18 protein-coding genes are annotated in these 21,313 nt (G+C 37.7%); 7 read left to right on the forward strand and 11 right to left on the reverse strand.

Annotated features, from left to right (window positions below):
• Positions 1-173 precede the first annotated feature (173 nt).
• Entirely contained in the window at positions 174-1,364 is a 1,191-nt protein-coding gene (locus J7E67_RS28640; RefSeq protein ID WP_214711949.1) for an acetyl-CoA C-acetyltransferase, read from the reverse strand.
• A 463-nt stretch (positions 1,365-1,827) separates the two neighbouring features.
• Positions 1,828-2,562, reverse strand: coding sequence for a 3-oxoacyl-[acyl-carrier-protein] reductase (gene fabG / locus J7E67_RS28645; protein WP_088087811.1), 735 nt, complete (start codon positions 2,560-2,562; stop codon positions 1,828-1,830).
• 319 nt (positions 2,563-2,881) lie between these two features.
• On the opposite strand from fabG, the gene J7E67_RS28650 reads away from it, so the two are divergent.
• The 3 genes from J7E67_RS28650 to phaC all read left to right on the forward strand — a co-directional run bounded on the left by J7E67_RS28650 (position 2,882) and on the right by phaC (position 5,275).
• On the forward strand, positions 2,882-3,286 hold the full coding sequence (locus J7E67_RS28650) for a polyhydroxyalkanoic acid synthase subunit PhaR (protein ID WP_214711947.1): 405 nt from the start codon (positions 2,882-2,884) through the stop codon (positions 3,284-3,286).
• Positions 3,287-3,374: 88 nt separating this feature from the next.
• Positions 3,375-4,118 carry a 3-oxoacyl-ACP reductase gene (locus J7E67_RS28655; protein WP_214711945.1) on the forward strand — a complete coding sequence of 248 codons (744 nt, stop codon included), beginning with the start codon at positions 3,375-3,377 and terminating at the stop codon, positions 4,116-4,118.
• A gap of 80 nt (positions 4,119-4,198) precedes the next feature.
• A complete protein-coding gene (gene phaC / locus J7E67_RS28660; RefSeq protein ID WP_214711944.1) occupies positions 4,199-5,275 on the forward strand; it encodes a class III poly(R)-hydroxyalkanoic acid synthase subunit PhaC in 1,077 nt (358 codons plus the stop codon).
• Positions 5,276-5,655: 380 nt separating this feature from the next.
• On the opposite strand, the gene J7E67_RS28665 is transcribed toward phaC, so the two are convergent.
• From J7E67_RS28665 to J7E67_RS28675, 3 genes are all read right to left on the reverse strand, one after another.
• Positions 5,656-7,098 carry a LysM peptidoglycan-binding domain-containing protein gene (locus J7E67_RS28665; protein WP_214711943.1) on the reverse strand — a complete coding sequence of 481 codons (1,443 nt, stop codon included), beginning with the start codon at positions 7,096-7,098 and terminating at the stop codon, positions 5,656-5,658.
• Positions 7,099-7,607: 509 nt separating this feature from the next.
• Entirely contained in the window at positions 7,608-8,267 is a 660-nt protein-coding gene (locus J7E67_RS28670) for a DUF429 domain-containing protein (protein ID WP_214733322.1), read from the reverse strand.
• Between the two features lie 48 nt (positions 8,268-8,315).
• Complete coding sequence (locus tag J7E67_RS28675) at positions 8,316-9,605, reverse strand: AAA family ATPase (protein WP_214711942.1); 1,290 nt, start codon at positions 9,603-9,605, stop codon at positions 8,316-8,318.
• Positions 9,606-9,958: 353 nt separating this feature from the next.
• On the opposite strand from J7E67_RS28675, the gene J7E67_RS28680 reads away from it, so the two are divergent.
• A complete protein-coding gene (locus J7E67_RS28680) occupies positions 9,959-11,401 on the forward strand; it encodes a flavin monoamine oxidase family protein (RefSeq protein WP_214711941.1) in 1,443 nt (480 codons plus the stop codon).
• A 57-nt stretch (positions 11,402-11,458) separates the two neighbouring features.
• Here the strand turns inward: J7E67_RS28680 and J7E67_RS28685 are convergent, their stop codons facing one another.
• Both J7E67_RS28685 and J7E67_RS28690 read right to left on the reverse strand, forming a co-directional pair.
• Positions 11,459-12,730 (reverse strand): MFS transporter, encoded by a 1,272-nt coding sequence (locus tag J7E67_RS28685; protein WP_214711940.1) that lies wholly within the window; start codon positions 12,728-12,730, stop codon positions 11,459-11,461.
• A gap of 153 nt (positions 12,731-12,883) precedes the next feature.
• Positions 12,884-13,666, reverse strand: coding sequence for a PhzF family phenazine biosynthesis protein (locus J7E67_RS28690; RefSeq protein ID WP_214711938.1), 783 nt, complete (start codon positions 13,664-13,666; stop codon positions 12,884-12,886).
• A 109-nt stretch (positions 13,667-13,775) separates the two neighbouring features.
• On the opposite strand from J7E67_RS28690, the gene pdxR (J7E67_RS28695) reads away from it, so the two are divergent.
• Positions 13,776-15,254: a MocR-like pyridoxine biosynthesis transcription factor PdxR gene (gene pdxR, locus J7E67_RS28695; protein ID WP_214711963.1), complete on the forward strand. Its 1,479-nt coding sequence runs from the start codon at positions 13,776-13,778 to the stop codon at positions 15,252-15,254.
• 120 nt (positions 15,255-15,374) lie between these two features.
• On the opposite strand, the gene J7E67_RS28700 is transcribed toward pdxR (J7E67_RS28695), so the two are convergent.
• From J7E67_RS28700 to pdxR (J7E67_RS28715), 4 genes are all read right to left on the reverse strand, one after another.
• On the reverse strand, positions 15,375-15,851 hold the full coding sequence (locus J7E67_RS28700) for a hypothetical protein (RefSeq protein ID WP_214711936.1): 477 nt from the start codon (positions 15,849-15,851) through the stop codon (positions 15,375-15,377).
• A 435-nt stretch (positions 15,852-16,286) separates the two neighbouring features.
• Positions 16,287-17,525, reverse strand: coding sequence for a glycosyltransferase family 2 protein (locus J7E67_RS28705; protein WP_214733323.1), 1,239 nt, complete (start codon positions 17,523-17,525; stop codon positions 16,287-16,289).
• 71 nt (positions 17,526-17,596) lie between these two features.
• Complete coding sequence (locus J7E67_RS28710; protein ID WP_088087823.1) at positions 17,597-17,680, reverse strand: YjcZ family sporulation protein; 84 nt, start codon at positions 17,678-17,680, stop codon at positions 17,597-17,599.
• Between the two features lie 228 nt (positions 17,681-17,908).
• Positions 17,909-19,360 carry a MocR-like pyridoxine biosynthesis transcription factor PdxR gene (gene pdxR, locus J7E67_RS28715; protein WP_251027070.1) on the reverse strand — a complete coding sequence of 484 codons (1,452 nt, stop codon included), beginning with the start codon at positions 19,358-19,360 and terminating at the stop codon, positions 17,909-17,911.
• A 127-nt stretch (positions 19,361-19,487) separates the two neighbouring features.
• On the opposite strand from pdxR (J7E67_RS28715), the gene J7E67_RS28720 reads away from it, so the two are divergent.
• Positions 19,488-20,096, forward strand: a complete 609-nt coding sequence (locus J7E67_RS28720) for a LysE/ArgO family amino acid transporter (protein ID WP_214711932.1) — start codon at positions 19,488-19,490, stop codon at positions 20,094-20,096.
• Between the two features lie 206 nt (positions 20,097-20,302).
• The gene (locus J7E67_RS28725) at positions 20,303-21,271 is read left to right on the forward strand and encodes an NAD(P)-dependent alcohol dehydrogenase (RefSeq protein WP_214711931.1); all 969 of its coding nucleotides are present in this window, start codon (positions 20,303-20,305) and stop codon (positions 21,269-21,271) included.
• Positions 21,272-21,313 lie beyond the last annotated feature (42 nt).

Consider the following 21,313-nt stretch of genomic DNA (forward strand, 5'->3'; position numbering starts at 1 on the left):
TCCGCTCCAATCAACAAGGTTACAATATCATCTTTACCTTTAACACAGCCGTTGTTTTAAATTACTTCTATATCATCACCATGCATTTTATTTTTATTTAAGGTAAAAATTACCTCGAAAAAAAATGCCTCGGAGTTATCTCCAAGACATTTTTTACAATTTTTTATTCATTCTTACTTAACATTTTCGATAATGGTTGCTACACCTTGTCCTCCACCGACACATAACGTAGCTAAACCATAGCGGTTTTCTCTTTTCTTCATTTCATGAATTAAAGTCACCAAAATTCTTGCTCCACTTGCACCGATTGGGTGACCAAGTGCAATCGCACCACCATTAACATTTAACTTTTCTTTATTAAATTGAAGCTCGCGATCTACTGCAATCGATTGTGCCGCAAATGCTTCGTTTGCTTCAATTAATTCAATCTCTTCTAAAGATAAAGACGCTGTTTTTAGAGCTTTTTTTACTGCAGGGACAGGACCGATTCCCATTATACTCGGATCCACACCCGCAGTAGCATTTGCTTTAATTGTTACTAGAGGAGTGACGCCTAATTCTTCTGCCTTTTTACGGCTCATCACTACAAATGCTGCCGCACCATCGTTAATTCCTGAAGAGTTAGCAGCAGTAACGGATCCATCCTTTTTGAATGCAGGACGAAGCTTACCCAATCCTTCTGCAGTTGTTCCAAACCGTGGGAACTCATCTTGGCTGAATAATGTCACTTGTCCTTTACGGCCAGGTACCTCAACTGGGACAATTTCATCAGCAAATCGATTGGATTCAATTGCTGCTTGAGCCTTTTGCTGACTCCATGCTGCAAATTCATCTTGTTCAGCACGTGTGATTTCATATTTCTCAGCAAGATTTTCAGCTGTAATTCCCATATGATAGTCATTTTCTGAACACCATAATCCGTCTTTAATCATACTGTCTAAAATTTTCTGATCGCCCATTTTAAATCCATTTCGTCCGCCTTTTAACAGATATGGAGCTTGACTCATATTCTCCATACCGCCTGCAACAACCACTTCTGCCTCTCCAGCAAGAATCGCTTGTGTTGCTAAGTGAACAGCTTTTAATCCTGATCCACAGACCTTATTAATTGTCAATGCTGGTGCCTCTTGAGGAATACCTGCAGCAAGGGAAGCTTGTCTTGCCGGATTTTGTCCAGCTCCTGCTTGTAAAACATTCCCCATAATCACTTCATCTACATCATTAGGATTAATTCCAGCTTTTTGAATAGCTGCTTTAATTACAGTAGATCCTAACTGTACAGCTGAAACATTTTCTAAACTCCCTAAAAAACTACCAATTGCTGTCCTTACCGCACTTACAATTACAACTTCATTTACAGTCATTCTGATTTCCCCCAAAAAGTGATTTATGTATTCGAATAATAATTCCTCACAAATTTTACTACATTTCGCGGTATTTTTCTTACCGATTATTCGACAAATTCTGAGTTTTTTATTTATTGTTATAAAAAATTTAATGATCTAACCCAACATTATCGACAGATATTCGCTTTAAAAAAAGGTCGAGAAAATCCACTAATGACAGTGAATACGGAGTAAATATATAGATTGGATTTTTTAAATAAAACAGGCAAAAAAATCCTGTTGAACTTTAGTATAAATTGACAAGTTTTGTAGAAAAGTTTTTGAGATTATACTATTTTTGAATTTGAATAGATGACAAAATGATAACGAGATGACCGAACCTCCATATATTGTAATATAGTAATTTAGTAATAGCGGTTACCATAATAAACCAAAAAGGGAGAAAATAATGATTTTCTCCCTCAATTTGCAGCTATATTATCTAAATAACTAATCCGCCATCCACACTTAAGATGGTTCCGTTAATATAATTCGCCTTATCCGAAGCCAAGAATACATACGCTGCGGCAATATCTTCTGGTTTGCCAAGCTTCCTAAGCGGAGTCTTTTCCTTCATAAATTGAAGCACCTTATCTGGCACCGCTGCAGTCATACCTGTTTCAATGAAACCTGGAGCAACTGCATTGACTCGGATCCCCTTAGGTCCAAATTCTTTTGCCCAGCTTTTCGTCAGCCCAATGACGCCCGCCTTTGTCGCAGCATAATTCGTTTGACCAATATTCCCATATAAACCAACGACGGAAGATGCGTTTAGAATAACGCCCGACCCCTGCTTTAACATACTAGGAGCTACAGCCTTCGTGCATTTAAAAACACCTGATAGATTGACAGAAATGACTCTTTCCCAATCCGATTCCTCCATCTTTGTTAAAAAACCATCAAGTGTAATTCCGGCATTGTTAATTAAGATATCGATTCGGCCATGCTTACCTATTGTGGATTGAACCATTTCTTCTATCTGGGTGCTGTCCGTTACATCGACTTTATAAAATTCTACTTTTTCATGATTCAATTCTTCTAATGCAGATTTACCAGCCGACTCATCATAATCACAGATGACGACATTTGCACCCTCTTGGAGAAATTGTTTAGCCGTTTCTTTTCCAATCCCCTGTGCACCACCTGTAATTAACACAACCTTTTTACTAAACTCCATAATATATCACCTCGTTTTTTTCTTTTCAGAATAGACCTCTGCAAAACATCAGCATCCCTAGGCAAATGAGAAAAGAAATCCAAAACAAAAAAATGGCGATGAAACTAGGCTTTGGACAAAATTAAATCCATTTTTACCCATATTATGATGGATTATAGCTAATTATCACTCTTGTTAAAATACTTTACAATTCGCAAGAAAGTGAGAAATTTGTCAAAAAATGATGAAATGTATTTTAATAATTTTTAATCTTTCACCTTTTAAAATTTCGATGAAGTTAGTATGATGGATAGGTCAACAAAACAAAGGAGGAAAAAAAATGAGCACAGATTTTAATTTTTATGAGATGTGGAAGGATCTTTATTCACATTCCAGTAAGTTATTCGATGAGAAAGTAAGCAATGATTTCCCGTCTCAAGGAATGGGTCAGGTTTTGGAGATGAATCTTCAATTAAAAAAAATGATTGATGAATCAACGGTAAAGTATTTAGAATTTATGAATGTTCCAACTCGAAATGACATTGCTAGCATTTCTTCGCTGATTGTTAATGTCGATGCAAAAGTTGATGATTTAGAAGAAAGATTGGAAGAGAAATTTGACAACTCTGGAGATCAGGAGTCATTTAATACAGAATTGTCGAATTTAAAAAAGGATATGAAGAGTTTGGATAATAAAATGAATCAAATCCTTAATTTATTAAAAACACCAGAAAAAACGAAATAGAAACGCATTACATAATGCATGTAAAACCAAGTAATTTAGTAAACTATCAAGATTATTTTTACAACTATAATAGATGGGGTGGACAACAATGACAGAATTAAAAGATAAAGTAGCAATCGTAACAGGCGGAAGCAGAGGAATCGGTGCATCGATTGCATTGGAACTAGCTAAAAATGGCGCGAAAGTTGTCATTAACTATAATATTCGCAAAGAACTAGCAGATAAAGTAGTCGCAGAAATCAATGAATTTGGTGGAGAGGCATACGCAGTACAAGCAGATGTTTCAGAAAGTAATGAAGCAGCATACCTTGTACAAGAAACCATCAACCATTATGGCAAATTAGATATCTTAATTAATAATGCAGGAATTACAAGAGACAGCACGTTCAAAAAATTGACCGAAGAAGATTGGAGAAAGGTAATCGATGTTAATTTAAACAGTGTTTACAATAATACATCTGCAGCATTACCTTATCTTCTTGAATCTGATGCAGGCCGCATCATCAACATTTCGTCCATTATTGGGCAAGCTGGCGGGTTTGGACAAACAAACTATGCTGCCGCAAAAGCAGGACTAATTGGATACACTAAATCTCTCGCTCTTGAACTTGCTAGAAGTAAAGTAACAGTTAATGCGATTTGCCCAGGATTTATTGGAACCGAGATGGTCCAAGCCATTCCTGAAAAAGTTCTTGCAGGAATCGTTGAAAAAGTACCACAAAAACGCCTAGGCAAACCAGAAGAAATCGCTCGTGGTGTTGTTTTCCTATGTAAAGATGGTGACTATATTACTGGTCAGCAATTAAATATTAACGGTGGACTTTACATGTAAGTGTCATGAATGTACAAACTTCTTTATATATTAAAAGAGTAAATAAATCATGTAAGGAGTGAACAATCATTAACGCTCAAATGCTAAAAGAATGGAATGAGATGCTAGAGGCTACACCTCAAAAGTATCAAGAGATGTACCAACGTGTAATGAGGGCATCTCAAGTGTTAACGACCGATGCCGAACCCGAAGTAGCACCTACACCGAAGGAAGTAGTTTGGACAAGAAATAAAACGAAGCTCTATCGGTATATATCTGATCACCCAAAAAAGCATAAAATTCCACTTCTACTTGTTTATGCTCTAATTAATAAACCCTATATATTGGATCTAACCAAAGGTGGTAGTTTAATAGAATTTTTGGTTGAACGTGGGTTTGATGTTTACCTTCTTGACTGGGGTACACCAGGTTACGAAGATAGACATATGAAACTGGATGATTATATTATGGACTATATACCACGTGCCGTTCGTAAAGTAATGAGAAGGTCTAATGTTGAGGAAGTATCGATCCTTGGTTATTGCATGGGTGGAACGATCACGTCTGCATTTGCGGCATTACACCCTGAATTGCCAATCCGCAACCTCATCTTTATGACTAGTCCTTTTGATTTTGAAAATAGTGGCGCATATGGTGCGATGTTAGATGAGCGATATTTTAATATTGATAAAGTGGTAGAAACCCTTGGTGTGATTCCACCAGAAATGATTGACTTTGGAAACAAAATGATCAATCCAATAGGAACCAACTTTGGACCATTTATTAGTCTTGTTGAGCGTGCTGACAATGAAAATTTCATAAAGAGCTTTAAACTACTGCGAAAATGGTTAAACGACGGAATTTTATTCCCTGGTGAAGCCTACCGTCAGTGGATTAGAGACTTTTATCAAAAAAACAAACTGATAAAAGGTGAAATGGTTATTCGTGGTCAAAAGGTCAAACTTGAAAATATCAAGGCAAATGTGCTCAACTTAGCTGGGAAAAACGACCTCATTGCCCCACCGCATCAAGTTGAAGCATTGATGAACAAGATTTCTAGTGAAGATAAACAATTTAAAGTTTTACCTGTTGGGCATACCTCCATTACTTATGGCAGTCAAGCAACAAAAATAACTTATCCAACCATTTCCGACTGGTTAGAAGAACGATCCAACTAATTATAGAGAAAGTCTAATCAATGAGGAATTTCTTTTACATTAGAAGAGTGTCCCGAAACACGTGGGGCACTCGTTTTTTATTATATCTAGTAGCAAACACTTCTGCGAGGAAAACAAGTTATTAGTAGTGGTAAAGTAATTATATGCAATTTTCAGAGAATTGACAAGAGGTAAATAAATAAAATATTCTATTAATTCAGTAAATATTTTTATATGGCTTAATAGAGTGATTTGTCCTTCCTATTAAAATATTGCCGAGATTTAATCTAAAGAATAAATCAATTAAAACTGGAAGATCCCTCCCAGTTTTTTTATCATTCATGTAAGAAATAGGACAATTGTTTTCTACTCAAATAAAGGAATGGTTGAACTTGTCTATTTTAGACTTGATTCTTATAGGTCCTTCTCAGCGGAGAAATGGGTCTCGGGGACCATTGTAAAGATCTAATTAATACCCCTTCAATTAACCTGATGGGAACAGGATGCAAAACGTCGATTAACCACATTTCGTTCGCAGCTCCTTGGTTTTTACAACCTGAAAGATAAGCCAATTTCCTGCCATCTGGGGACCATGTTATGGGAGTGGCAAAGCAATTCGAAAACGCTCTTGTTCGATCGTTCTCTCCTCCCCTTCCTGTTAATCGAATCTGAGAAAAATAGCCGACGTTTTCAAAAGCTGTAGCACTGTAGGCGATGGATGATGAATCGGGCGACCATACCGGAAAATAGTTTTTCGCAAGCGGTCCTCCCCTCACTTCATTTACTCTTCCAGTTGAAAGTTCCAGGGTATAAATAATGGAAATGCTTGCTCCGGGAGAAGTATATAATACATATGTCCCATTTGGGGAAAGACGAACATCATTCAATCGGCCACCGGTGTTCTGAGTGATTTGACGCCTTCCGGTTCCATCGGTTTGAATCCGAAAAAGCTGACTGATTCCTGCTCCATTGGGTGCTTGATATAGCAACTCCGTCCCACTCGGAAACCATTGGACATCCGTTGTCCCTGGCTGGTTTATTCGTTGGACTTGATGTGTGAGGACATGATACATGATTATTTCATTCTGTTTCGTGTATGCTAGTTTTTGACTATCAAGTGACCAATTTAAATAACTACTTTCCCCTTCCGCAAACTGATCAATACGAGCGATTGAACCATCCGCTACCTGGACGACGTAAAGGATTCCATTACACCCAATGAACGCGATTCGACTACTATCTGGAGACCAAAAAGGGATCGAGGTAGATTCTCCTAAGCCAGTGGTAAGCTGTGCATTAACACCATTGGCGGGATTATATAACCAAATATCTTGGCCACCTCCACGGTTAGATGTATACGCAATCATTCCGCGGTCCCCCGGAGGTGCATAAGGAATAATCAACTTCATTCCTGGAGTTAAATTATTGGTTGGAAGCTGGTTAATCTGCCTGATTAACTCATGATTGTTTTGTCCATCCGTAATGACGTTAAATCTACTGGCCAGTTGAAACAGTGTGTCCCCGGGTTGTACGACATAGAAGGGGTTGCCGGGAGGAACTCTTAACAGTTGGTCGACTTGAACTTGATATAGAGGCTGCAGCCGATTAGCTTCGATAATTATAGCTGGTGGAACACCAAATAATTGAGCAATTTTATAAACACTATCTCCTAGTTTTACACGAATAACATCAACACCAGGTGGGACAGATAGTTGTTGACCGACATAAATCGTATATGGAGGACCAATATTATTTGCGGCAATAAGTGTATCAAGCGGAAGCTCCCATCGCTTCGCAATCTGATACAGGTTATCACCGGGACGAACTGTGTAAAAAAGCTGCATCCTTTTCCCTCCCCTTTATCTTCGTACTAACTCAGGGAAATTATTTTTATCTCCCTTCGTCTCCTGCCTATATGATATTCAGGTATGTAAGTAAAGATTCGGTCAGTGATTTATTAGAAAATCCCGGGGACTTTTTTGTCTTCTGTATCCACCCTCCCAAAAGCTTAAGACGACTCCTTTGAATGCATCTGAATTGATTTTTTAACATCCTCGAGCATTAGTCGCTTCCACTAGTTACCGCTGAATCAATTTTCACCATTCAACGGGCATCATTCACTTCCTATGCTTACCGCTGATCTGATTTTTCCGACTCAATGGGCATCATACACTTTCTATAATTACTCCTGAATTAGTTTTTCACTCACAACAAGCATCCTAGGCTTCCCTTGTTACCGCTGAACCGGTTTCTCTCTCTCATCGAGCATTATCATCTCTTTTGACCTCACTGTGTCGATATTGTCTCCGTGCAAAAAAAAACCACAGTATCCAGTACTGTGGCAGAATAACCATTAACAACAATAATCATACGGATGAAGTGGAGGATTCGCAGGAATTGACCACTTTGGCTGCAAGGATGGATCCTTCCAATGCCAGGCCCCTAATGCTGCTGCACAGGCATCAATTAAATGACTTTCCTCATCAATAAAAACAGGGAGCATAGTTAATTTTTGCTCACCAAGCCAGTTCCGAATCCAACTTCTCGCTAATAGACTTTGTTTGTAACTCAAAACATACTCCAATTTCTCTTGAGAGAGTCTTGAACCAATCACTGCACCTGGATGCACCTCCACGATCGTAATCGGATAATTAGGAGTTAGATTCCCTATTTCTCTACTAAGCTTTATTCCTCTTAGCGTAAGATACACCATTCGGTTTAAAGTTGGCGGCATGATTGATCCAGGCTTCATCCCAAGAGAAACAATAAACTGTCTCAATTGTTTATCCCCTTGTCTATCTCCTCCGCCATCCTGATAAGATAAAGGGGCATCCATTCCAATAACGACTTCATCTATTTGACTTTGAGTCTCTATTTCTTTTAAAATGTCCAGATCCCCAATATTGCTCATTAACTTAATAAAATTTAATTGACCATTTTGTAATTCAAATACCGTCAAAACAGTATCTTTATGATTACTTGGACCGGACAAATCAATCCCTATTACTCTCATGAGCAATCTTCTCTTTCTTTTGGGTTTACTAGAGTCGATGCATCAAAATTAATCATCTCCAAACCCTGAAAATCCGATCGATGCAGAGGTAAGAGCTTGTTCCCATTCTTGTTTTTGCTGTTTTTGCTGCAGTGATTTTAAGTCCGCACAAAGTCTCTTCACATCAACCTGCTGTTCGTAATGCCATTCAAGGGCAATCGATGTATACAATTCATTGAGCTGCGCATAAGAGAAATCCTTGGTTGAATCAATAACTTGCTGAATCTCTTCCTCTGAAAGAATTCGAGCAATATTCTTGTTCACTAGATACTGATAGCGAAGCTCCTTCGTCGGTACATGGATCTCATATGCTCGGTCAAACCGGCCAGAGCGGTTCATAAGGGCAGGATCAATTTTTTCAGGGTAATTCGTTGTCCCGATGATGAAGATTCCTTCCTTCGAGGTGGCACCATCTAAAATGTTCAGGAAGACGGACCGGACACTTGATGGCATGGAATCAATATCTTCAATGACTAAAACCAATGGTGTCAATTTTAATACAGACGTAAAGACCTCTTTGATCGTATAGCTTGATGTAAATTCAGTGATCTGCCAATAAGCTACCGGAGCATTAATGCTGCTGGCGATTGATTTCACAAGAGTGGTCTTTCCATTACCAGGTTTTCCGTAGAGAAGAATCCCGCGTTTGTAGGGAATATCATACGTTTTGAAAAACTGACCACTTTCCGAAAAGAATTCGTCAATCGATCGATAAATTTCTCTCTTTAAAGAATCCTCTAAAAATACATCTTCTCTTCTTACCAAAGTAGTAATACTATCAATCTCTGTTTCTACCCCATCTTCTGTATCCGTAAAAACAGTCACATAGTTTTTAATATAATCTCTTTTTCTTTTAAGAACATATTTCAAAAAGGTAACTAAGCAAGCATCATTTTTGGCAAAAATAAAATCCCGGGTCATTTCTCCGTCACTTTGAAAAATAACCAATCTGGCCAGCGCAACCTGATAATTCGAATAGTAAAAAAGACCGTTGGTGATTCGTGGTTTAACAATCAGCTCCATCGCTTTATCGGTATGGTTGGATGAGATAGTTTTGGTCTCGCCTTCTTTATAAATATGACAAATCAATTGTACTTCCGGAGACTCCTCTTTCAGGTCTTCCTCAAGAATGTCCCAAATCTCATTTGAGGTATCTTCATCGGAGTACATGTGAAAATCGATTCCCACTTCATCGATAAGCTTCTCTTGAAGAGAAGATACAATTTTTCCATAGTCATAATAATACGGTAATGCCTTACGATCTATATTATTTGTATCAAACAGAACATTGGTTTTCATCTAGTTCTCCTTTAATAGTAATTTCCATTTATATATCATGATAGCATTTTTACCACTATTAGGTTAACCTAGTTTGCTTTATAAGACTATATACAACTTTTTTCCTGTTTAACTATTATCTACATACCATTTCCCCCCCTTTTAATAAGAACATCTTTCTAATCTAAATTTGTTATAGCACATACTTTTAGTATAAGAAAACAATAATGATTGATTTTTCTTATGCCGAAGCCACAGGTGTTCTCGACAGAAAGAGTAATCACCAAACTGGAAAATAGCACATATGCATCCTTTTATTTGTATATAATGCAATAAGCCATTTTTTGGAAAAGTAAGGGAGGATGCCACATTACATGAATTTTCAACTAACTGATCATCAAATGCTCAAAATTATTAGGGATGGTCTAAAAACATCACAAGTTCCTAGACATATTCTTATAATCGGTGCAGGCATGGCTGGACTCGTCGCTGCCTCTTTATTAAAGGAAGCGGGACATAAAGTCACCATTCTGGAAGCCAATGATCGAGTTGGAGGACGTGTTTACACCATAAGGGCCCCCTTTAGCAATAACTTATATTTCAATGTCGGACCCATGCGAATTCCAGAAAAACATCATTTAACCTTTGAATATATTAATAAATTCAAATTGCCTACAAATCTATTTATTAACCGGACCCCTAATGACCACATTTACGCAAATGGCATCAAAACACGTCTGAATGTATATGAAAAAAATCCAAGTATTTTAAAATACCCAGTTACTCCAAATGAAAGCGGGAAATCGTCGGAAGAACTTTTGCTATCAGTCGTACATCCAATTATCAATTTTATTAACGAAGATCCTAAAAAGAATTGGCCTCTAATAGAAAAACAATATAGAAATCTAGCCTTTGGTTCTTTCTTAAACTATTATTTTTCAATCGGTACTATTGATATGATTGGTGTGCTTATTGATTTGGAAGCATATATGGGGATGACCTTTGTTGAAGTAATACGTGAACTCATCATCTTAACAGAAACAAAGAAATTTTATGAAATAACGGGTGGCATGGACCGATTGCCAAAAGCATTTCTGCCGCAATTAAACGAGAATATTCTGTTCAACCAAAAGATGATGAAATTATCTCAATTTCAAAACAGTGTAAAGATTCATTGTAAGCACCAAAAAACCGATGAGAGTTTCAGTATAACCGGTGATCTTGCGATTATAACCATACCTTTTTCAACCTTACGATTTGTGAAAGTCGAACCATATGAGTCTTTTTCCTATTATAAAAGGACTGCGATTCGCGAACTCAATTATATGGCCTCATCAAAGATCGCTATCGAGTTTAAAAGTAGGTTTTGGGAAAAACTAGGTCAATTGGGTGGTAAATCGATAACGGATCTGCCCATTCGATTTTCATATTACCCAAGTTATGGTATTGGTACAACCGGACCTGCGGTAGTTATCGCGAGCTATACATGGGCAGATGAGGCCTTAACATTGGAGAGCCTATCTGAAAGAGAGTTGATCCAATATGCTCTAATGAACTTAGCAGAGATGTTTGGGTATCAGGTATATTCAGAATTCGTTACAGGGGCTTCTTTTAGTTGGAGTAAGAATCCTTATTCATGTGGAGCTTTTACGTCATTTGAACCTGGACAGGATTTGGAGCTATACCCTTATATTTCTACACCTGAGGGAAGAGTGCACTTTGCTGGAGAACATACCTCACTTACCCACGGTTGGATACAAGGTGCAATTGAATCAGGAATACGAGTGGCAAACGAAGTGAATGACATACCAAAATAATTTTGTAAAAAAGGCTGCGATGACAGCCTCTTATTTTTGAAAAAATAAATGAACAATCTAGGCTTTATAAGATTGACTCACTTCAACTTTTATTTTTTGTTTTTTTATCACTATTACAAATAGACTTGCTAATAAACAAAACATTCCTGCAAGTACAAATGCCGATGTATAAGAGGTGAAGATTTTATATATTATCCCGGCCCCACCTGCGGCAACAGCTGAACCTAATTGGTGGGCTGCAAAGATCCAGCCATATACCACTACACTTTTTTCAATTCCAAAGATTTGCCTTGAAATGTTAATAGTTGGAGGTACAGTCGCAATCCAATCTAGTCCATAAAAGACAGAAAAAATAATAAGTAGAGTAATAGAACCTTCATTTAGTGCAAAAGGAAGAAATACAAGTGAAGCCCCTCTTAGACTATAATACCAAAACAGCAACCAACGGTTATCGAAACGGTCTGATAACCAACCAGAAAGAGTGGTTCCAATTAAATCGAAAATCCCCATAAAAGAAAGCATAGAGGCCGCTGTAACAGCAGTAAATCCAAAGCCTATACAATAAGAGATGAAATGAGTACCGATTAATCCAGTAGTCGAAAGTCCGCATATAAAAAAGCTGCCTGCTAGTAACCAAAATTCCTTCACTTTTACCGCTTCAAATAAAGTGCGAAAAGCGATAATAATGGGGTTATTCTTTTGGACTACTTGCTTCACAGGTGATTCTTCTTCAAGTCCATATGGAAGGAGTCCTACTTCTTTTGGTGAATTTTTCATAAATAATAGGATGATTAACAACATAATAAAGCTAAGGATAAGAATAAAACCAATCGCCCATTTCCACGAATACGTTTCTATAATAATAGCTAACAACGGAAGTAGGATTAATTGTCCAGTCGCTGTACTTGCGGTCAAAATGCCAACTGCAAGTCCTCTTCTTTTTTCAAACCAATGATTCGCAACATATGGGCTTAATATCGTTAAGAATAACCCAGATCCTAAGCCGATAATCCATCCCCAAATTAAAAGTAATTGCCATGGTTTCAGCATAAAAAGGGTGAGCAAAACACCGACCATTAGCGTTGTCATAGCCAAAATCATCATTTTCTTTAATCCAATTTCCTCTATCAGCGCAGCCATAAAAGGACCAGAAATCCCGTATAATAGAAGGTTAATCGCAAAGGCAATGGAGATTAATGAACGATCCCATCCGAACGCATTTTCAAATGGGACAATTAACACTCCTGATGAGGAGCGAACAATTCCTGCTACAATAATAGAAAAGAATGTTATCAATAAAATAAACCAACTATAATGAATACGTCTCAAGTCTTCACCCTCCGGTTGTCGTGAATATTCAGAATAAATTAATAGATCCCACTTGTCAACACTGGAATGGTGTGTGGAAAAGCGGCGAAAAATACCGCTTTTAATTGATCCATTTTCCTTCATTCATTTCGCTATATTTCAATTTTTTCATTTTCAATATCCGATATGTAAATCAGCGATCGAATAGAGTACTGCTTTTCCTGCCATCTTCACTCGTTTACCTTCATGTTTACAATATAACGTGCCGCCTCTACTGGATATCTGTTTTGCCACCAGTTCACGTTTTTCTAATCTCTGGGACCAGAATGGAATCAAACTGCAATGCAAAGAACCAGTCACGGGATCCTCATTGATTTTTAACTTTGGAAAAAATCCTCTGGAAACAAAATCATATTCGCTCCCTTTTGCGGTAATACAGACACCAAGACCTTCTGGTATTTTTTCTAATTTTAAAAAGTCAGGATTTGCATTTTTCACTGCTTCTTCTGATTCTAATACAAATACTAAGTCTCTATTTAAATAGGTTTCTACGGGCCTAACTCCCAAAGCATCAATCATCTGTGCCGTGATAGGCAATTCTTCTGATGGAACAGATGGGAAATCCATTTCATACAATTCACCTTTTTTGTTTACTTTGAGTACTCCACTCATCGTATCGAATTGGACGGTATCTACTTGCTTTTCTATATAGTTCAAAATGACATATGCGGTAGCTAACGTAGCGTGACCGCAAAGGTTGATCTCCCCGCCTGGAGTAAACCAGCGTAGCCGATATTTTTTCTCTTCCTTTACCGCAAATGCCGTTTCCGATAAATTATTTTCAATCGCTATTTTCTGCATGATCTCGTCTGGAATCCAATCCTTCATAATACATACTCCGGCTGGATTTCCTTCAAAAACTTTTTCTGCAAAGGCATCGATAACATAATATTTCATGTAAAATTCCCTCCTAGTGTTATAATGGAAAATAATTATTTATGGGTATTTTATATTGAGCACTATATAACACTCAATACAGATGTATAACACTAAGGGGATATTAATGATGCAAATCGAAATTCAACGAAATGCTGATGTTTCACTATCAAAGCAAATATATCAATCAATTGTGGATCGCATCCGTTCAGGACTTTTGCATGAAGGGTTACAATTACCTTCTGTGCGCATCTTATCGAAACAGATTGGAGTTAGTTTGGTTACAGCTGTGAAGGCCTACCAGCAATTGGAGCAAGATGGGTTTATCACTTCTGTCCAAGGAAAAGGAACGTTTGTAAAAGTGAAAAGAAAAGCGGAAGAGGAAAGAAAAGATGAGAATTTTTCGTATGATTGGCAGCTATCTGTTCAAGATTATTTACCTAGGTCTCAATTTGGCCGATTCCATCTTGTGCCTGAAAAGATTAACCTTTCCTCCTCTATGGTTGATCCTGGACTTCTTCCTAATCGATATTTAGAACGTGAGATTCACCAAATGCTTTCGGAAAACCCCAGAATATTGTCTCAATACGGTGAGATTCAAGGAGACACACTTCTTAGAAAGGAAATGGTTGAGTATTTGAAAAGTTCAGGTGTTCCTTCTACACCTGAGAACATTTTAGTTACGAGTGGTTCACAACAAGGGATTGATCTTGTTGCCCGTACATTTGTGGGGCCGGGAGATGTAGTAGTAATGGAGGCACCTACCTATCCAGGAGCGATTGATGTTTTTCGAGGAAGAGGCGCTACGATACTCACAGTGCCTGTTGATAAGGACGGAATGCGAGTAGATATCCTCCAAAATTTATGTGACAAACATAAACCCAAAATTATTTATACGATTCCTACTTTTCATAATCCAACAGGTGTGGTTATGACTTTAAAACGCCGCAGACAAATTCTTGACATTGCACATAGTATCCAGAGCCTTATTATTGAGGATGACCCATGGAGTGAGATTTACTTTGGTAAAAAGCCACCGGCTCCTATTAAAAGTATAGACCATAAGGGTCATGTGATTTACTTGAAAGGCTTAAGCAAAACACTTGCGCCGGGTTGTAGAATTGGAATATTATCTGCTTCTGGCTCCTTATTCAATCGGTTATTGGCCGCCAAGGCAAATACTGACCTGGGCAGTCCTTTACTTACACAAAAATCCATTTTACCGTTTATCAACTCTAAACAAATGATGGAGCACTATAAAAAATTGAGAACAGCTTTAAGGATTCGACGTGATTTGGTTCTTGAATTACTTTCACAACATATGCCTGATAGCGTATCATGGGTAATTCCAGAGGGGGGATTAAATCTATGGATCAGTCTACCTTATTGGCTAGATAGTAATCATGTTCTAATTGAGGCAAAAAAACAGCAACTATCCTTCTTGCCCGGATCAGCGTGTTATCCGGTTGAGCAAGAAAATCATCACTTGCGAGTGAGTTACTCTTATATGAACGAGCAATTATTACAACAAGGGGTTACAACATTATGTAATATTCTTCATTCCCAAATTACATCAAAAACAGTCCATGACAGCTCACCATTTTTTTGATTCAAATCAGGTAATATGCTTCGGAAGTGAATAATGAGAGGACAGCCGATTTCTCTTCAATCCTGAAGTAAAATCGGGCTGTCCTTAACTTTCTTTTTTCAACTGAGTTTAAATGATGAATTACTTTTTACTTCTTAGAATTTCATTTATTGTCGTTTTCATTGAATAAATCACGGTTTTTTTGTACCGAACTGCTATAAGTAGCACTCTTATCTGTTCGGATCGGGAGAGATGTTTAAAACGGGGTTCTTGTTTCAAAAAGGAGCGTACGATTGACCAGCTGGTCGGCATTAACGGAAAGTCATCTAGGGGTTGTTTGTTCCGTAACCGCTGAAGCCACGTTTTCATTCCGGTCGAACTGTTACTTTTATCGACAATACATGGCGCATAAATATTTTTAGTGTGTTTTTTAAGGGATTCAAATCGATCTTGCCCGCTAACAATGATGTAATTGTCATCCTTCCGATTTTTTTTGACAACCAAAACAAACATGCAGTCCCACATTAATCTCTGCAGTTTCTTAATATGCTCAGTAATTTTCAACGATAAATCAGGTTTGATTTTGTCCAGTGGTATATACTGTATCGTGAATTTCATACACTGCCCCTCCTGTTTTTTTATTTACCCGTCCCCAATTGCATAGGTTTTCTTACAGCAGGTGCGTCATACTGATGAATGGTAACTACTTCGGCCTTTTCTATGGTTAGTGTCAATTATCGTTATGAAAAACACATGATTAAACTGAAATCCCTTTAGTTTATATGTATGAAATGGGCGCATGTCACATACGAAGTATGCAAAAAACATTTAACAATTGTTTTACCTGCCTTTATATGTCTTATTCAATTTTCCAGATAAATTACCCACAATAAGAAAAAGCCTCCAAGAATGGAAGCATGATATACGTGAAGAGGTTAGCAGACTGAAATAGAAAGACCAACATTTATCTGACAGTCAACCTATCCTAGTCGGCACCAGATTTCTCAGTAAAATTGCCTCTTCCCCTATATGGAAGACCTGCTCCACTCATCTTTAGATCGTATTCAGTTTATCGAACAACCATACGAGATGATTGTATTTACCACAGGATTGTATGTGATCTCTCTCGATCAGGATACGTTCCATTGCAATCGAGTCGTCGCCGAACCCGGTATTTTGAACTAGGTTAACAGGGGGGCGGTTTTCTGCAATATTTATACGAATTTGATGAAGTAATGTTATGATTGCTTGGTTAAATTCATGAAACTCATCGGGAAAGCTTGCAGTAAGGGATTGATGTTCTAATATAATCTTTTCCATGAGTCCATAATCCGTCGGATGAATAGAGTGCAGGGCTCTAATGGATACATCAAGAACAGGGTGCTTTAGTTGAAACAACAGACGATTTAAGTTCATATCTTCCTTCTTCGTTTTCGACGGCGGATGTTCTTGATGAAAAGTTTCTAAATCATCTTCGATAATAAAATTAGCATTGGCCTTATATAATCTATAAGCAAACTCAGCATCCTCGGGTCCCCATCCTTTGAAATTCTCTTCATAGCCGCCGACTTGCTCCATAAAACTTCTTTTAATAGAAAGAAAACCTAAGCAAGCCATCCAACGCAATGGGCTGCTATAAAAATGTTCCCTAAGGTATTTTAATAAATGATGAGCATAACTTCTGTATTTTACCATCGAGTATAAATTTTTTATAACGTCAATATCCTCTCTATTAACCACTTGTTGGGGCTCTTGTAAAAGCCTGATATGAGTCGTTAAGCTACTAAGTGTCTGTTCTTGCGATACCACCTCTTTAAGGCGTTGGTTGAAGAGAGAATTTTTTTCGCTCCACTTATAAATCGCGTTGATTTGATTATTAGTAAAATCCGGGGATAAAAAAGTATAAATGCGCCCCCGCTTGCTTCCTGCAATAACAACGGATTTCTCGTGAGTTAGATGATGCTGGCGGTTAAGGGTAACATAGTTAGGGGAAACGATGGTTTCTGCATCCAAAATGATAATAATCTCTCCCCTCGCATGCCTAAGTCCAATATTTCTTGAAGCAGCAACACCAACATTGGTACTATTGCGAATATATTGAAAATGGTAGGGAGGACAGTATCCCTTAATTTTTGGGGTCTGGTCGGTAGAGGCGTCATCAATCAATATCACTTCCATTTTGGATAAATCAAAGCACTGTTTCTCCAATGCATAAAGGCTAAGCAGATTAAGGGGATAGCGGTTATATGAAGGCATGATGATTGTGACTTCAATTTCCATGTTTTTACTCATTCCTCCTTGAGAGCCTATAGCTCGAACAATTATAAAAGTTCGGCTTAATTTGGTTTATTTAAAACTAGTATTTAACGAAAAGATATACCGACAATAATTAAAAGGATGAAAAGCACCACGAATAAAGCAAAATTAACGCCATAACCATCTGACATAATATATCACCACCTTAATTATTAGATAGAACATCGTATGTCAGAACATTAAATATCGAATTGGACAAGAATAAAAATTTACATATATTTACATAATCTTAATATTTAAAAATGATATTAGCTTGCTCCACATTTCGAAGATATTTTGCTTATTCAAGTAACCTGCCACCTTCGAATAAGAAAAAGGATCGCCGCAGCAACCCTTTTTGAATTCGAGCACCCATTAGCCTAATTGGAGATTTCTTCAATCAGTTCCGAAAGTCTTAATAATCCCTTTTTTAATTCGTGCAGTGATGCATAGGCATAGGACAAACGAAGATGAAAGTGATTATTACTGTCGTAAATATTTCCTGGGTTTAGTAAAATCCCCTCGTTTAGTGCTTTTTCAAATAATTTTCTAATTGAAATTTGTTTTTTGATTTGCAGCCAAATATAAAAACCACCCTGTGGGATATTCCATGTGGCTAATTGCATAAAATGTGTATTTAGTATTTCAAGGGTGAAATCTCTACGGAATTTGAGTTCTGTCCTTATCTTCTTTACATGATCATCGTATAAACCACTTGATAGCCACTCTGCGACGATGAATTGAGATAAAGAACTTGAGCCATAATCAGTTTGCATTTTTATATCAGCTAACCGATCTATCACTGGTTCTGGTCCAACGATCCAACCAATTCGTATACCAGGACTCAGAGTTTTAGACATACTCCCTATGTATAAGATAAGTCCTTGACCATCAATGGATTTTAATGGATTCGGTGGCGGGTTCTCAAACCATAAATCTCCGTAGACATCATCCTCAATAATTGGCAGCTTTTCATTCTTACAAACATCCAACAACTCCTTTCTTCTATTTGCTGACATTAAAATCCCCGTGGGATTATGGAAAGTTGGAATGGTGTAAAGTAAAGCACCATTATGCTGCTTTTTTAACCTCCCAATCGACTCGGGTCTAATCCCTTCATCATCCATGGGAATTCCAAGTAAGTTCATTCTTGCTGATTGAAATACGTGCACTGAATTTAGATAAGAAGGCGTTTCAAGAAAAATGGTTGAATCACGGTGCAATAATCCTAAGGAAATCAATTGCAATGCTTGAAGTCCTCCTGAAACAATCATTATCGATGGAGGGGAAACTTCTATGTTCTTCGTTTTTAAATAATTGCTTATCATTTCTCTTAAATAGAGACTTCCTTTTGGTTCCGAGTATCCTAACGAAAACGTATGGGGGGAATGCCTCTTGAACATTTCTTCCATTTTTTTGACAGGCAACAACTCTGGTGAAAGTTCTCCCGTCCCAAGGCGTATTACGTTTGGATTAATTTCTGCTCTATTAATTTCTTGAATTGTTTTATTGTTGGGTCGGTAAGATCCCGACTTAACGTAACTGTTCCAATCAGGTGGCGGGGTTGAAGCAAGTAAACTCCACGTATTATTGACCACAAATGTCCCTTTTCCAACTTTTGATTCGATTAACCCATCAGCTGATAACTCATCAAGTGCATAAACAATGGTACTCCGATTCACATTGAAATTCTTTGCTAAATCTCGTTGCGTAGGAATTTTAGTTCCAACCGTCCATTCACCGTTTATTATTTTTCTCTTCATAAATTCATAGATTTGTTGATGGAGTGGAATCAAGGAGGATTTGTTTAGGATCCAGTCTTTTTCTATCAAAAGGAACTCCCCTATCATTTTTATATTAATTATAAATGATTGGTTGGGTAATATTCCATCCAATTGGTTGGAGACGAATGTAATCAAATCTAATACAATGCAGTTATTACATTTCAGGGGGAGAAAAATGTTAGAAGCAATTTTACACGGCATGATCTTAGCATTCGGTTTAATCCTACCATTAGGGGTACAAAATGTTTTTGTCTTTAATCAAGGTGCAAGTCAGCCCAAATTCGTGAGGGCACTGCCAGTCATTATTACCGCAGCTATTTGTGATACTTTGCTTATTTCAATAGCGGTCTTAGGAGTGTCAGTCGTTGTACTTGGTTCTTATTGGATAAAAACAGTTCTTTATATAATTGGTAGTTTATTTTTGCTCTACATGGGTTTTGTTGTATGGAGGGCAAAACCTCAAGATGTACAGGAAGTAGAATTTTCTTTTTCACCAAAAAAACAAATATCTTTTGCAATGTCTGTGTCTCTACTAAACCCACATGCCATTTTGGATACCGTGGGTGTAATCGGAACAAGTTCCGTAAAATATGTAGGCTGGGAGAAAGTTGCATTTGCTGTAGCATGTATATTCGTTTCGTGGGTATGGTTTGCAGGATTGGGGATAACAGGAAGAATGCTAGGAAAAATAGACAAATCAGGAAATTACCTAGTGGTCCTAAATAAAATTTCAGCTATTGTCATGTGGGGTACAGCTGTTTATATTAGTTCTTCACTTTTATAAAATAATTTCTGGCCATTAGACAGCTCTCCAACAAGCGACCGCCTCCTTTCAAGGACAAGTCCATGAAAATCTTCGTTTTAATTTTTTTACTGATTCCAGTCTGAATAACTTTTACTGGAATATCTTTTAATTTGAGGGTCTTTAGCGAGATTTATCAATTTAATGAGTTTAATAAAAATATTCGAAGGCTATTAGGAGGATTAATTATGAAGGCTATCGTTTCTAACAAATATGGCCCACCTGATGTGCTTGAATTAACAAAGGTGGAAAAACCTATCCCAGAGGACAATCAAGTACTGGTAAAAATTCATGCTGCATCCGTAAATTATGGTAACCTAGTACTTTTGAAAGGAGAGCCGTTCTTAGCACGATTTGCTTTCGGTCTTCTGAAACCAAAATTCCCTATACCGGGAGGGGACATCGCAGGTCGGATTGAAGCAGTTGGCAAAGATGTTACTCAGTTTCAACCAGGCGATGAGGTGTTCGGAGACCTATCTGGATGTGGTTGGGGTGGTTTTGCCGAATATGTTTCTGTTCCTGAAAATGTATTAGCCTTGAAACCAGCCAATCTTTCATTTGAGGAAGCTGCTGCGGTACCTATGGCGGGTGTCACAGCGTTACAGGGTCTAAGGGATAAAGGGAAGATTCAGTCGGGACAGAAGGTATTGATTAATGGTGCCTCTGGTGGTGTTGGGACTTTCGCCGTACAGATTGCCAAATCCTTAGGGGCTGAAGTAACAGGCGTATGTAGTACGAGAAATATAGACATTTTGCAATCGATTGGAGCTGACCATGTTATTGACTATACAAAGGAAGATTTTACGGAAAAAATGCAGAGTTATGACCTTATTCTTGGGGTGAACGGACATAAACGAATGACAGATTATAAGCGTGCTTTAAGTCCAAATGGGATATTTGTTCACATCGGGGGTTCCGGAGCACAAATGTTTCAAGCAATGGTCCTTGGGCCTTGGATTTCAATGATCGGGAATAAGAAAATGGGAACCTTTTTACAAAGGCCAAACCGAAAAGATCTGATTTATATAAAAGAACTTCTTGAAGCCGGTAAAGTAAAACCCGTTATTGATAGACGTTATAAGTTGAGTGAAGTGCCCGAGGCTTTCAGGTATTTTGAAGAAGGTCATGCCCAGGGAAAAGTTGTCATCACTATGTGAATAATTTTCAAAAGGATAATAACAGTTTGGCAATAATTATAC

The organism is Bacillus sp. ISL-46, assembly GCF_018613205.1.

What these genes read in the sequence shown, in the direction of transcription:
- phaC (WP_214711944.1), top strand. Translation starts at nt 4,199, where the DNA reads ATGCTAAAAGAATGGAATGAGATGCTAGAGGCTACACCTCAAAAGTAT.
- J7E67_RS28675 (WP_214711942.1), bottom strand. Translation starts at nt 9,605, where the DNA reads ATGAAAACCAATGTTCTGTTTGATACAAATAATATAGATCGTAAGGCA.
- J7E67_RS28650 (WP_214711947.1), top strand. Translation starts at nt 2,882, where the DNA reads ATGAGCACAGATTTTAATTTTTATGAGATGTGGAAGGATCTTTATTCA.
- J7E67_RS28640 (WP_214711949.1), bottom strand. Translation starts at nt 1,364, where the DNA reads ATGACTGTAAATGAAGTTGTAATTGTAAGTGCGGTAAGGACAGCAATT.
- J7E67_RS28690 (WP_214711938.1), bottom strand. Translation starts at nt 13,666, where the DNA reads ATGAAATATTATGTTATCGATGCCTTTGCAGAAAAAGTTTTTGAAGGA.
- fabG (WP_088087811.1), bottom strand. Translation starts at nt 2,562, where the DNA reads ATGGAGTTTAGTAAAAAGGTTGTGTTAATTACAGGTGGTGCACAGGGG.
- J7E67_RS28700 (WP_214711936.1), bottom strand. Translation starts at nt 15,851, where the DNA reads ATGAAATTCACGATACAGTATATACCACTGGACAAAATCAAACCTGAT.
- J7E67_RS28665 (WP_214711943.1), bottom strand. Translation starts at nt 7,098, where the DNA reads ATGCAGCTTTTTTACACAGTTCGTCCCGGTGATAACCTGTATCAGATT.
- J7E67_RS28720 (WP_214711932.1), top strand. Translation starts at nt 19,488, where the DNA reads ATGTTAGAAGCAATTTTACACGGCATGATCTTAGCATTCGGTTTAATC.
- J7E67_RS28710 (WP_088087823.1), bottom strand. Translation starts at nt 17,680, where the DNA reads ATGTCAGATGGTTATGGCGTTAATTTTGCTTTATTCGTGGTGCTTTTC.
- J7E67_RS28680 (WP_214711941.1), top strand. Translation starts at nt 9,959, where the DNA reads ATGAATTTTCAACTAACTGATCATCAAATGCTCAAAATTATTAGGGAT.
- J7E67_RS28670 (WP_214733322.1), bottom strand. Translation starts at nt 8,267, where the DNA reads ATGAGAGTAATAGGGATTGATTTGTCCGGTCCAAGTAATCATAAAGAT.
- J7E67_RS28705 (WP_214733323.1), bottom strand. Translation starts at nt 17,525, where the DNA reads ATGAGTAAAAACATGGAAATTGAAGTCACAATCATCATGCCTTCATAT.
- J7E67_RS28725 (WP_214711931.1), top strand. Translation starts at nt 20,303, where the DNA reads ATGAAGGCTATCGTTTCTAACAAATATGGCCCACCTGATGTGCTTGAA.
- pdxR (WP_214711963.1), top strand. Translation starts at nt 13,776, where the DNA reads ATGCAAATCGAAATTCAACGAAATGCTGATGTTTCACTATCAAAGCAA.
- J7E67_RS28655 (WP_214711945.1), top strand. Translation starts at nt 3,375, where the DNA reads ATGACAGAATTAAAAGATAAAGTAGCAATCGTAACAGGCGGAAGCAGA.